This window comes from Streptomyces sp. NPDC059534 (genome assembly GCF_042743475.1).
Taxonomy (GTDB): domain Bacteria; phylum Actinomycetota; class Actinomycetes; order Streptomycetales; family Streptomycetaceae; genus Streptomyces.
In genome coordinates this window covers 93,767-104,990 of sequence record NZ_JBHWAQ010000030.1, presented here as the reverse complement: position 1 = coordinate 104,990, position 11,224 = coordinate 93,767, and the positions used below count along the sequence as shown (strand labels likewise).

Sequence of the window (11,224 nt, the reverse complement as noted above, 5' to 3'; positions counted from 1 at the left end):
GCCCGGTTACATTCCGAACCCGGAAGCTAAGCCTTTCAGCGCCGATGGTACTGCAGGGGGGACCCTGTGGGAGAGTAGGACGCCGCCGAACAATCATTGTGGGAAAGCCCCGCACCTCATGGTGCGGGGCTTTTCTGCGTTCCGGGGCCGTTTCCCCCTTCGGGGACGCTCTGTCGTGGCCCGGGGCTATTCCGGCTTCACCAGCTGGGTGTCGTAGGCGAGGATCACGGCCTGGACGCGGTCGCGGGTACCGGTCTTGGCGAGGATGTGGCCGACGTGGGATTTGACGGTGGATTCCGCGAGGTGGAGGCGTGCGGCGATCTCGGTGTTGGTCCAGCCCTGGCCGATGACGGTGAGGATCTCGCGTTCGCGCTCGGTGAGGGCGGCGAGGCGGGGGTCCCGGGCGCGGGGCGCGGCCTCCTCGGGTGACTGGGGGAGATGGTGGATGTAGGCGTCCAGGAGGCGGCGGGTCAGGCTGGGGGCGACGACGGCGTCGCCGCCGGCGACCGCGCGGATGCCGGCGAGAAGTTCCTCGGGCTGGGCGTCCTTGACCAGGAAGCCGCTCGCGCCGGCGCGGAGGCCGTCGTACGCGTACGCGTCGAGGTCGAAGGTGGTGACGATCAGGACGCGGCTGCGGGCGCCGGTCGCGAGGATGCGGCGGGTGGCCTCGATGCCGTCGAGACCGGGCATGCGGATGTCCATCAGGACGACGTCCGGGTGGTGGCGGTCGACCAGGCGGATCGCCTCGGTGCCGTTCGACGCCTCGCCGACGACGGTCATGTCGTCCTGGCTCTCCAGCAGCATGCGGAAGCCGAGGCGCTGCATCGGCTGGTCGTCGGCGATGAGAACGGTCGTCACGAGGGGGAGTCCTCCAGGGGGAGTCGGAGCCGGACGGCCCAGCCGCCGGTCGGCAGCGGGCCGCATGCGAGTGTGCCGTCGTAGAGCGCCGCGCGCTCGCGCATTCCGGTGAGGCCCTGGCCCGACGTCGGGGCGGACGTGCCGGGGACGGCCCTTCCGGTGTCCGTGATCTCGGTCCGTACGGCCGCGGGCGTGTACGTGAGGAGCACGGTGGCCTTCGCGTCCGGGCCGGCGTGCTTGAGGGTGTTCGTCAGGGCTTCCTGGACGACCCGGTAGACCGTCAGCTTGGCGCCGGGGGGCAGGGGTTGGGCGCCGGGTTCGTCGCGGACGTCGAACCGGACGGGCAGGCCCGCCTTGCGTACGCCGGTGATCAGGGTGTCGAGGTCGGCCAGGGTGGGCTGGGGGTCGCGGGCCGCTTCCTGGTCGTCGTCGTGTAGGACGCCGAGGAGACGGCGGAGTTCGGCGAGGGCCTCGCGGCTGGTCGTCCCGATGGCGTCGAGGGCCTGGGCGGCGCGCTCGGGGTTCTTGGTGGCCGCGTAACGGCCGCCGTCGGCGAGGCCGGTGATGACCGAGAGGTTGTGGCCGATGATGTCGTGCATCTCGCGGGCGATGCGGGTGCGTTCGGCCGCGGCGGCCAGCCGGACCTCCTGGTCGCGTTCGATCTCCAGGCGGCGGGCCCGGTCCACGAGGCCGGCGGTGTGGTCCCGGCGGGAGCGGACCGCGATGCCGAGGAGGGCGACCAGCGCGTACGCCCACAGGGTGGGGACGATCTGCTGGTCCCAGGGCTCGGAGGGGAAGCGGACCGCGCCCGCGACGAGCGGCGGCGGGAGCAGGACGAAGGACCGGAGCAGGGTGCGGGGCGGGCGGACGAGTGCGATGTGGAAGAGCGGGAGCGTCTGGAGGTACGCGGCCTGGAGGGAGGCCCCGGAGCCCTCGCTGACGAGCGCCGCGCAGGCCATCACCGCCAGGGCGGCCGTGGGGTGCCGGCGGCGCCAGTAGAGCGGGACGGCGAAGGCCAGGCTCAGGGTGACGACGAGCCACACGGGGACGCTCGGGTCGCGGGCGGTGGTCCGCCAGCCGCCGGCCGCGTCGACGAGCGCCGCCACGGTCCACACGGCGGTGAGCGTGGCGTCCCAGAGCCAGGGGCGGCGGGCGTCGAAGTCCCGTACCCCGGTGAGCAGGTGCTGGACGTGCCTGCTCAGGCCCGTCGCGTCGGCCGGCTGCGGTGTCTCCTCCGTGGTCACTCCGTCATCATCCTCATACGTCGCGGCGCTTGAGCAACAGTGCGGGGACTGCGAGCGCGGCGGCCGCCCACAGGAGCAGGGCGAGCAAGGCGGCGCCGGGGGAGGCCGCGCCGGGCAGCGGGGTGGCGGAGCCGAGGGCGCCGGCGGCCTGGGTGGGGAAGTAGCGGACGGTCGTGTCCATCGCCTCGTACGGGAGCATCCCGAGGATCTCCGGGACGATCAGGACCCCGCCGACGAAGGCGCCGATGGCGCCGGGGACCGAGCGCAGGGCGGCGCCCAGGCCGAGGAGGGTGACGCCGGCGGCGTTGCCGGCGATCGCGGCGAGGACGCCGTCGTCGGTGAGGGAGGCGGCCTGGTCGGTGTCGGAGAGGAAGACCTGGGCGGTGAGGAAGGTCAGCAGGGCGGTGAGGAACGAGAGCGTGAAGACGGTGCCGGTGTAGACGGCCGCCTTCGCGTGGAGGACGGGGAGGCGGCGGGGGACGGCGGTGAGGGTGGCGCGGATCGTGCCGGTCGCGTACTCGCCGGCGGTGACGAGGATGCCGAGGACGGCGAGGGCGATGCCGCCGAGCTGGGAGCCGTAGAGGGTGAGGACGACGGTGTCGACGTCGGAGTCGCCGCCGTCGGAGGTGTAGGTGGCGCCCATGAGGATGCCGACGCCGAGGAGGAGCGCGGCGGCCGTGAGGGCGGTGGCCCAGGTGGAGCGGACGGTCCACAGCTTGTGCCACTCCGAGCGCAGCACGCGTGCGGTGGTGAGGCCGTAGGGAGTGGTGGGGGAGGTGGGGCTGGTGGTCATGCGGGGGCTCCCTGGTATTCGACGGAGTCGTGGGTGAGGGCCATGAACGCCTGCTCCAGGGAGGGGGCCCTGGGGGTCAGTTCGTGGAGGGGGAGGCCGTGGGCGGCGGCGGTGCGGCCGATCTCGGGGGCGTCGGGTCCGGTGACGAGGAGGGTGTCGGGGGCCTCGACGGTGATCCGGGCGCCGGGGAGCAGGTTCCGCAGCCGGTCGGGTTCGGGGGTGACGACCTTGACGGAGGTGCCGCCCGAGGACCGTACGAGCTCGTCGACCGTGGTGTCGGCGAGGAGGCGGCCCTTGCCGATGACGATCAGGTGGTCGGCGGTGAGGGCCATCTCGCTCATGAGGTGGGAGGAGACGAGGACGGTACGGCCCTCGGCGGCGAGCGACCTGAGGAGCGTGCGGATCCAGCGGACGCCCTCGGGATCGAGGCCGTTGACCGGCTCGTCGAGGACGACGGTCGCCGGGTCGCCGAGGAGCGCGGCGGCGATGCCGAGGCGCTGGCCCATGCCGAGGGAGAAGCCCTTGACGCGCTTGCGGGCGACCTGGGCGAGGCCGGTGAGGGCGAGGACCCGGTCCACGCGCGCGCGGGGGATGCCGTGGGTGTGGGCGAGGGCCATGAGGTGGTGGTACGCGGTCCGGCCGGGGTGCACGGAGCGGGCTTCGAGGAGCGCGCCGACGCGGGTGAGGGGGGCCGGGTGGCCGGCGTAGGGGCGGCCGTCGACGGTGACATGGCCGCGGGTCGGGGCGTCGAGGCCGAGGATCATGCGGAGGGTGGTCGACTTCCCGGCGCCGTTGGGGCCGAGGAAGCCGGTGACGGTGCCGGGGCGGACCGTGAAGCCGAGGTCGTGGACGACGGTGGTGTCGCCGTACCGCTTGGTGAGGTTCTCTGCGCGGATCATGTCTCCGACGGTAGGGAGACGGCGGCGGCTGTTCGTCCGACCGCGGGTGGGAGCCGGGCCGCGGCCGTAGTACCGGGGTACGACGGAAAAGGCTTGTCAGGGAGGGTGCGCCGTCGTCAGGATCGGTACATGGACTTCGATATTCGTGTCATTCGCGCCGACGAGTGGGAGCAGGCCCGGGAGCTCCGGCTGTCCGCCCTGCGGGACCCGCTCGCGCACCTGGCGTTCCTGGATACGTACGAGGCCGCCGCCGCGCGGCCGGACTCCTTCTGGCAGGAGCGGACGGTGGGGGCCTCGGAGGACGGGCCCGGTGGCGTGCGCCAGTTCGTCGCGGAGGCGGCGGACGGGCGGTGGGTGGGCACCGTGTCGGTGCTGGTGGAGAGGGCCGAGGCGGAGACGTTCTTCGGGGACGTGCCCGTGGTCGAGCAGACGCATGTCGTCGGGGTGTTCGTCCGGGACGAGGCGCGGGGCTCCGGCGTGATCGACGCCCTGTTCGCGGCGGCCGCGGAGTGGTCCTGGTCGCTGGCGGGGCAGCGGACCGAGCGGGTGCGGCTGTACGTCCACTCCGAGAACGGCCGGGCCCAGGCGGCGTACCGGCGGCTCGGGTTCGCGGACACCGGTGCACGGGTCGCCCTGCACGGCAGCGAGGAGGCGAACGAGCTGGAGTACGAGCTGCTGCGTCCGGCCGGATAGGTCCGCCGCTCAGCGGCTGAGCGAGTCCTCGGGCCAGCGCGACCGGGCCTGCTCGGGGGAGCGCATCAGCGCCAGGGTCGGGAGGCCCTGGGTGTGGCCGGTGGCGAGGAGCTCCGGGAGGCGGGGGATCGGGGCCACGGCGGCGACGTCGTCGAGGACGAGGGTCATTGGTGGGTCGAGCCGACCGTCGGATGACCGTGCGGCCATGCGGCGGCCGTGCTCGACCACGCTTGCGGCGAGGGCCGTGAGGAGCGGCATCGCGCCGGGGTGGGTGCGGGGGTCCTCGATCGCCTCGCCCACCACGTAGAGGGTGCCCCCTTCGGCGATGAAAGATGCGAGTGCCAGCGAATCAGTTCGATTCGGGGTGCACGCTTCCCGGATGTGGACCGAGGAGAGCGCGGCGAACGCACGGGCCGTCAGTTCCTGTGCCAGGCGGCGGCTTTCCGGGTGCGCGGTGAGGGCGGACTCCAGGAGTCCCGCGTGGCCGGAGGCGGCCTTCGGGTGGCTGCGGAGGATCCGTACGGGTTCGTGGGCGCCTGCGCCCTGCGCCCAGCGGTGGACCTGGCGGAACGGTCGGCCGTCGACGGCGGCGGCGTGCAGCCAGCAGCGCAGGAGCGTTTCGGCGGTGTCGGCGGTGGCCGCGTCCAGCCGTGAGTGCGGACGTACGGGGGCCAGCAGGGCGGTCGCCCGTTCCTGGGCGACCTCCGGGTCCTCGCACCGCTCCGACGGCGACCAGTGGAGCCGGGCCGGGGTGTCGCAGAGGTGCCCGGTGTCGTGCACGAGGACCGGGCCGAGCTTGCCGCGCGCGTCCTTCGTCGACGACCAGACGGTGGGGTCGGACGTGACGACCAGGACGGGACCCTCGGCGTCCCGGATCGCCTGGACCGCGGCGGGGTGGCGGGCCGCCGGGGGGCCGTAGACCGTGCGGACGGGCGTGACGGGTGCGGCGGGTGTGGCGGGGGCCGGGAGGTGGTCGCGTGGCGGCGCGGGGGTGGGGACCGGGGCCGGCGGGGTTTCCCGTACGGGGACCGGCGGGGCCTCTGGCGCCGCGGCCTGCGGGGTCTGCTGTACGGGCGCGGGCGCGGGATGGGGCTGGGGCTCGCGGACCGGGGCGGGCGGGGTCTCGTGTATCGGGGCGGGGGTGGTCGCGGGGGCCGGAACAGGCCCCGCGTGGCCGGGTGTTCCCGCGTGGCCGTACCGGCCCGCCTTGCGGTTCGTGCGGACGGCGCGCCAGCGGGCGAGGGTGCCGAGGGCGAAGACCGCGAGGACCATGAGGATCATCGCCTCGCCGATGAGGAGGCCCCAGAAGAGCCCGTACCCCGAGAGCTGTCCCGGTGGGGTGGCCGGCCAGGCCGCGGGGAGGTCGGTCGGGGCGGTGGCGAGGGAGCGGAGGGCCGAGGGGGTGCCCGTGAAGGCGACCCCCTGCGGCCAGGCGCCGTGGGCGAACAGGCCGGCGAGGCCGGTCGCCGTCCACACCAGGACGGTGAGGCAGAGGAGGAGCCCGAAGAGGCCGAGCAGCAGCCCGTCGGAGACCCCTCCTCCCTTCCGTGCCGTCTCCATCTACGCCACCGTCGACTGCGAGGAGCCGTTCATCTGCTGCTCGACGAGGATGGCGCGCTGCTCCGTCTCCCACTCCAGTTCCGGGTCGACGGAGGGGTCCGACGCCTCCGTCATGGCGCGGTCGGTGTAGACGAGCGGGCGTTCTCGTTCGGTGATGAGGTGCTTGACCACCTGCACGTTGCCGTTGACGTCCCAGACGGCGATGCCGGGGGTGAGGGTCGGGATGATCTCCACCGCCCAGCGTGGCAGGCCGAGGACCCGGCCGGTGTTCCGTGCCTCGTCGGCCTTCTGGGCGTAGATGGTCCGGGTGGAGGCCATCTTGAGGATCGCCGCGGCCTCCTTGGCCGCCGCTCCGTCGACGACGTCGGAGAGGTGATGGACGACGGCGACGAAGCTCAGGCCGAGACGGCGGCCGAACTTGAGCAGACGCTGGAACAGCTGGGCCACGAAGGGGCTGTTGATGATGTGCCATGCCTCCTCGACGAGGAAGATGCGCTTCTTCCGGTCGGGGCGGATCCAGGTGTGCTCCAGCCAGACGCCGACGATCGCCATGAGGATCGGCATGGCGATGGAGTTGCGGTCGATGTGGGAGAGGTCGAAGACGATCAGGGGCGCGTCGAGGTCGATGCCGACGGTCGTCGGGCCGTCGAACATGCCCCGCAGGTCGCCGTCGACGAGGCGGTCGAGGACGAGGGCGACGTCCAGGCCCCAGGCCCGCACGTCGTCTATGTCGACGTTCATCGCCTCCGCCGACTCGGCCTTGGGGTGGCGGAGCTGCTCGACGATGTCGGTGAGGATCGGCTGCCGGTCGGTCTTGTGCGCGATGACGTAGGCGTGGGCGACCTTCAGGGCGAAGCCGGAACGCTCGTCGAGGCCGTGGCCCATCGCCACCTCGATGATCGTCCGGAGCAGGGCGAGCTGCCCGGTCGTGGTGATCGAGGGGTCGAGGGGGTTGAGGCGGATGCCGGAGTCGTTGGCGACCATCGGGTCGAGCCGGATGGGAGTTATCCCCAGCTCCTGCGCGATGAGGTTCCATTCGCCGACGCCGTCCTCGCCCTGCGCGTCCAGGACCACGACCTGCCGGTCCCGGAAGCGGAGCTGGCGGAGCACGTACGTCTTCTCCAGGGCCGACTTGCCGTTGCCGGACTCGCCGAGGACCAGCCAGTGCGGGGCGGGGAGCTGCTGCCCGTACAGCTGGAAGGGGTCGTAGATGTAGCCCTTCCCGCTGTAGACCTCGCGGCCGATGATGACGCCGGAGTCGCCGAGGCCGGGGGCGGCCGTCGGCAGGTAGACGGCCTGGGCCTGGCCGGTGGAGGTGCGGACGGGCAGGCGGGTCGTCTCCACCTTCCCGAAGACGAAGGAGGTGAAGGCGTCGGTGAGGACGGACAGCGGATCTCGCATCGGTCTGTGCCCCTTCGGCCCTAGCGGCGGATGCCGGTCGCGAACGGCAAGGTGTTCACAAAGGCCCGGTGGTGCTCGCGGTCGCACCACTCCAGCTTCAGATACGACTTGCCGGCGGAGGCCCTGATCGTGCGCTTGTCCCGGGCGAGTGCCTCGGGTGAACGCGACGACACGGTGATGTACCCGACCAGGTTCACTCCGGCAGCGCCGCTGGCGAGATCTTCACCCCGCTGGTCGAGCCGGCCGTGGGCGGCGATGTCGCGCGGGTCGACCGTGCGGTTCATCTTGGCGGCGCGGCTGGCGTCGGCCTCGTCGTTGGTCTTCTCGGTGAGCATCCGCTCGATCGCGACCTCGGTGGGCTCCAGGTCCATGGTCACGGCGACCGTGCGGATCACGTCCGGGGTGTGGACGAGCAGCGGGGCGAGGAAGTTGACGCCCACCGGGGTCATCGGCCACTCCTTCACCCACGCCGTGGCGTGGCACCAGGGGGCGCGGGTGGAGGACTCGCGGGTCTTGGCCTGGAGGTACGTCGGTTCCATCGCGTCGAGTTCGGCCGGCCAGGCGTTCCGCTTCGTCATGGCCTGGATGTGGTCGATGGGGTGGTCCGGGTCGTACATGGAGTGCACGAGGGAGGCCAGCCGGGACTGGCCGAGGGGCTGGCGGACGCGGATGTCGGCCTCGGCGAGGCGGGCGCAGATGTCGGTGAGCTCGCGGGCCATGACGACGGCGAGGCCGGCGTCCCGGTCGAGCTTGCGGGCGCCGGAGGCGTGCCGGGCCGCGCGGGCCATGGCGTTGGCCTCGGCGGCGAGCTCGCGCGTGTAGTGCATGCAGGCCACGAGGTACGCGCGGTGCTGCTCGCTGGAGGTGGAGACCATCGACTGGAGCTGGTCGTACGACTCCATGAGCCACGCGGGCGCGTGCGGGTCGCCGCGCTGGCCGACGTCCTTGGCGTGCGCGTCGGGGTCGGCGGGGAGGGTGCGGGCCAGCATCTGGAGGCGGGTCACGAAGCCGTCGCCGTTGGCGACGTGCTTCAGGAGCGTCCCGAAGCGGTCGACCAGGGCCTCCTGGTCCTCGCTGTCGCGCAGGCCGACGCCCGGGCCCTCGATCTCGATGGCGGCGGTGACCGTACGGCGGTCGGCGTGCAGCAGGACGGCGATCTCGTCCGGGCCGAACGGGGCGGCGAGCCAGCCGATCCGGCCGATGCCGGGCGGCGGGCCGACCTCGACCTCGCGGCCGTCCAGGCGGGTGCCGGACTCGACGACGACGGAGCGGTAGGCCGTACCGCGCTTCAGCATCCGCTTGTAACTGCGGTTGATCTCGAACCACTTGTAGAACGTGCGGTGCTTGTACGGGAGGTACACGGCCGCGATCGCGATCATCGGCAGGCCGGCGAGCAGCGCGATCCGCAGGGGGAGCAGGGGGACGAGGAGTCCGCTCATCATGCCGAGGAAGGCGCCGACGATGATCAGGGCGATCTCGCCGGTCTCGCGGTTCTTGCCGACGATCGCGTTGGGCCGGGCACGGCCGACGAGATACGTACGGCGGGGCGCGACCGGCTGGGACTGGGTCGTCAACGCCCTGCACCTCCAGAGTTCTTGCGGTTGCCGTGCGGGGTACCCGCGGTGGGACTGCTGCTACGCGGCGGGGGCGGGGGTGTCGCTCCGCCGCCGCTGCCGCCCCGGCTGCTGTGGGCGGCCATGCCGCCCGACATCGGGTTGGCGGGGCGGGCTGCCTGGGCGCCGCCCTGGCCGCCGCCGCTGTCGCGGGTGCTGTGCGTCTTGATGCCCTGGGAGACGAGGGAGGCGGGCGAGGAGATGACGGCGGCGGCCGCGTTCTCTCCCGCGCGGTGGAGACGGTTGTTGCGCGAGGCGGCGATCTCGTCGCCGAAGCCCGGGACGAAGCGGTAGATCATCCCGGAGGCGAAGATGGCGAGCAGGATGATCGCGAGACCGGAGACGACGGCCGAGAACGAGTCCGGGCCGGTGCCCGAGGACAGCGCCCCGGCCAGTCCCAGCACGATCACGATGATCGGCTTCACCAGGATCACCGCGATCATGATGCCCGCCCAGCGGCGGACATGGCCCCACATGTTCTTGTCGACGAGGCCCGAGTAGACGACGACACCGAGGAGCGCGCCGACGTACAGCATCACCGCGCGGAGGAACAGCTCCAGGTAGAGCACGCCGGCGGCGAGGACGGTCACCAGCGACACGATGATCAGCATGATGGGGCCCCCACCGATGCTGTCGCCCTTCTGCAGGGCCTGCTTGAAGCTGCCGAAGAAGACGTCGGTCTGCTGGCCGGTCCCCGAGGCGATGACCTCGGTGACGGCGTCGGTGGCGTTCACCACGGTGTAGAGGATCAGCGGGGTGAACGCGGAGGCGAGCACCGTCAGCCACAGGAAGCCGATGGCCTCCGACAACGCGACGCTCAGCGGCACGCCCCGGATCGCCCGCTTCGCGACGGCGAGCAGCCAGAGCAGCAGCGTCAGGAAGGTCGCGGCGGCGAACACGATCGCGTACCGGCCCAGGAATTGCATGTTCGTGAAGTCGACGTCGGCCGTCTCCTTGACCGCCAGCGACAGCTTGTCGACGATCGTGACGGCGGCCTCCGCGCAGCCCCGGGCGAGCGAGGACAGCGGGTCCAGGGCGGTGGTGGGATCGGTGAGCGGAGCCTTGTCGGCTCCGCCGGTGCCCCCGCGCCCGTTCTCGCAGTACTCCCGTGCGGGACCGCGGATGAGGTCGCAGGGGTTGTCCCCACTGGGGGTGGGGCTGGGGGTAGGGGTGGGCGCCGCGAGGGCACGGCCGGCGAACAGCACGACGGCCGTCTGCGCCGCGCCGAGCGCTGCGGCGATCCGCACGCCGGGGGAGAGGCGCTTACCGGGCATAGGTGAAGCCTCCGAACTGGCCGACGGCGTCGCTCATCTCCTGGGACGTGGAAGCACGCTGGTCGCGGGCGACGGGCACCGGGCCGTCCTTCTGGCTGAAGCCGGTGACCTTCCAGTCGCCGCCGACCCACTGCAGTTCGTACGAGCCCGTGTACCAGGCTTCGGAGACGGGGTTTCTGGAACCCTCACCGGCGAGCCCGAACAGGGACGAGTACCAGACCGACACCGTCGCCTTGTCCTCGGCGTAGTTCTCCACCTTCGAACCGACGGGGACGACACGGGAGATGAACGTCAGCCCTTGCGGGGCCGTGCCGTCCTCCTGGAGGCCGATCCGGCTGAGGAAGTCCTTGTCGCTGTACACCTTGTCGAGATCGCCCGCGCGCGCGGCGATGGCGGAGGGCGCGTAGACCGCCTGGACGATCTCGCCCCGCTCCGACGGGGTGAACATCTCCGCCGACCCCAGTGCCACCGCGTAATTCGTCGCCGCGCTCTGGGCGCCCTGGTCGTCGTGGGCGTAGCCGGTCGGGATTCGGCCGTTCTTGCCGGAGACGGGGCGGACGCCGGTGGCGGCGGTGGGGGCGGTGTCGCCGGGGGTGCCGGCGCGGGGGCCGGCGGCGTCGGCGGGTTCGCCGCCGCCGCGGTTGGCGAAGGCGATGGCGGCGACGAGGACGACCACCACGCCCACGACCGTGATGAGGGAGCGGGAGCTGCGGACGGGGCGGCGGGCGCCGCCGTAGACGTCGCCGCTGTTGCCCTCGGGCAGGCGGGTCCGGGTCTGGCCCGAGCCGCCCACGCCGCCGAAGCTGTCGTGCTCGTCGCCGGGACTCATGCCGGGTACGCCCCCTCGTTCGTTCGCGGGTACGACGGTGCTGCAACATGACTGGGCATC

Annotated in this window: 10 protein-coding genes and 1 rRNA gene; 2 read left to right on the top strand and 9 right to left on the bottom strand. The window is 72.5% G+C overall.

The annotated features are described in order from the left end of the window. A 5S ribosomal RNA gene (gene rrf, locus ACFVZH_RS30125) occupies window positions 1-91 on the top strand; the annotation flags it as partial. Window positions 92-186: 95 nt separating this feature from the next. Here the strand turns inward: rrf and ACFVZH_RS30120 are convergent. Genes ACFVZH_RS30120 through ACFVZH_RS30105 form a run of 4 tightly spaced genes read right to left on the bottom strand, consistent with a single transcriptional unit; the run spans window position 187 to window position 3,794 of the window. Next, window positions 187-858 (bottom strand): response regulator, encoded by a 672-nt coding sequence (locus tag ACFVZH_RS30120; RefSeq protein WP_384902184.1) that lies wholly within the window; start codon window positions 856-858, stop codon window positions 187-189. After that, window positions 855-2,102 (bottom strand): sensor histidine kinase, encoded by a 1,248-nt coding sequence (locus tag ACFVZH_RS30115; RefSeq protein ID WP_384902183.1) that lies wholly within the window; start codon window positions 2,100-2,102, stop codon window positions 855-857. The genes ACFVZH_RS30120 and ACFVZH_RS30115 overlap by 4 nt, the downstream gene beginning before the upstream one ends. Window positions 2,103-2,115: 13 nt before the next feature. Next, entirely contained in the window at window positions 2,116-2,895 is a 780-nt protein-coding gene (locus ACFVZH_RS30110) for an ABC transporter permease (RefSeq protein ID WP_384902181.1), read from the bottom strand. Next, window positions 2,892-3,794 carry an ATP-binding cassette domain-containing protein gene (locus ACFVZH_RS30105; protein WP_384902180.1) on the bottom strand — a complete coding sequence of 301 codons (903 nt, stop codon included), beginning with the start codon at window positions 3,792-3,794 and terminating at the stop codon, window positions 2,892-2,894. Before ACFVZH_RS30105 ends, ACFVZH_RS30110 begins: the two co-directional genes overlap by 4 nt. Before the next feature lie 129 nt (window positions 3,795-3,923). Between ACFVZH_RS30105 and ACFVZH_RS30100 the strand changes: the two genes are divergently transcribed. Next, complete coding sequence (locus ACFVZH_RS30100; protein ID WP_384902178.1) at window positions 3,924-4,487, top strand: GNAT family N-acetyltransferase; 564 nt, start codon at window positions 3,924-3,926, stop codon at window positions 4,485-4,487. A gap of 9 nt (window positions 4,488-4,496) precedes the next feature. Here ACFVZH_RS30100 and ACFVZH_RS30095 read toward each other — a convergent pair whose 3' ends face one another. From ACFVZH_RS30095 to ACFVZH_RS30075, 5 genes are read right to left on the bottom strand one after another with little or no spacing between them, the layout of a single operon-like run. Then, the gene (locus ACFVZH_RS30095; RefSeq protein WP_384902176.1) at window positions 4,497-6,047 is read right to left on the bottom strand and encodes a type VI secretion protein; all 1,551 of its coding nucleotides are present in this window, start codon (window positions 6,045-6,047) and stop codon (window positions 4,497-4,499) included. Continuing rightward, a complete protein-coding gene (locus ACFVZH_RS30090) occupies window positions 6,048-7,448 on the bottom strand; it encodes an ATP-binding protein (protein WP_384902174.1) in 1,401 nt (466 codons plus the stop codon). Between the two features lie 20 nt (window positions 7,449-7,468). Further along, window positions 7,469-9,022 (bottom strand): SCO6880 family protein, encoded by a 1,554-nt coding sequence (locus ACFVZH_RS30085; protein ID WP_384902172.1) that lies wholly within the window; start codon window positions 9,020-9,022, stop codon window positions 7,469-7,471. Next, window positions 9,019-10,335, bottom strand: coding sequence for a hypothetical protein (locus ACFVZH_RS30080; protein ID WP_384902170.1), 1,317 nt, complete (start codon window positions 10,333-10,335; stop codon window positions 9,019-9,021). Before ACFVZH_RS30080 ends, ACFVZH_RS30085 begins: the two co-directional genes overlap by 4 nt. Beyond that, a complete protein-coding gene (locus ACFVZH_RS30075) occupies window positions 10,325-11,164 on the bottom strand; it encodes a hypothetical protein (RefSeq protein ID WP_384902168.1) in 840 nt (279 codons plus the stop codon). The genes ACFVZH_RS30080 and ACFVZH_RS30075 overlap by 11 nt, the downstream gene beginning before the upstream one ends. Window positions 11,165-11,224: the final 60 nt, after the last annotated feature.

Bases quoted from the DNA above. Each gene is read 5' to 3' on its own strand.
- ACFVZH_RS30110 (WP_384902181.1), bottom strand. From the start codon at position 2,895: ATGACCACCAGCCCCACCTCCCCCACCACTCCCTACGGCCTCACCACC.
- ACFVZH_RS30105 (WP_384902180.1), bottom strand. From the start codon at position 3,794: ATGATCCGCGCAGAGAACCTCACCAAGCGGTACGGCGACACCACCGTC.
- ACFVZH_RS30100 (WP_384902178.1), top strand. From the start codon at position 3,924: ATGGACTTCGATATTCGTGTCATTCGCGCCGACGAGTGGGAGCAGGCC.
- ACFVZH_RS30095 (WP_384902176.1), bottom strand. From the start codon at position 6,047: ATGGAGACGGCACGGAAGGGAGGAGGGGTCTCCGACGGGCTGCTGCTC.
- ACFVZH_RS30090 (WP_384902174.1), bottom strand. From the start codon at position 7,448: ATGCGAGATCCGCTGTCCGTCCTCACCGACGCCTTCACCTCCTTCGTC.
- ACFVZH_RS30080 (WP_384902170.1), bottom strand. From the start codon at position 10,335: ATGCCCGGTAAGCGCCTCTCCCCCGGCGTGCGGATCGCCGCAGCGCTC.
- ACFVZH_RS30075 (WP_384902168.1), bottom strand. From the start codon at position 11,164: ATGAGTCCCGGCGACGAGCACGACAGCTTCGGCGGCGTGGGCGGCTCG.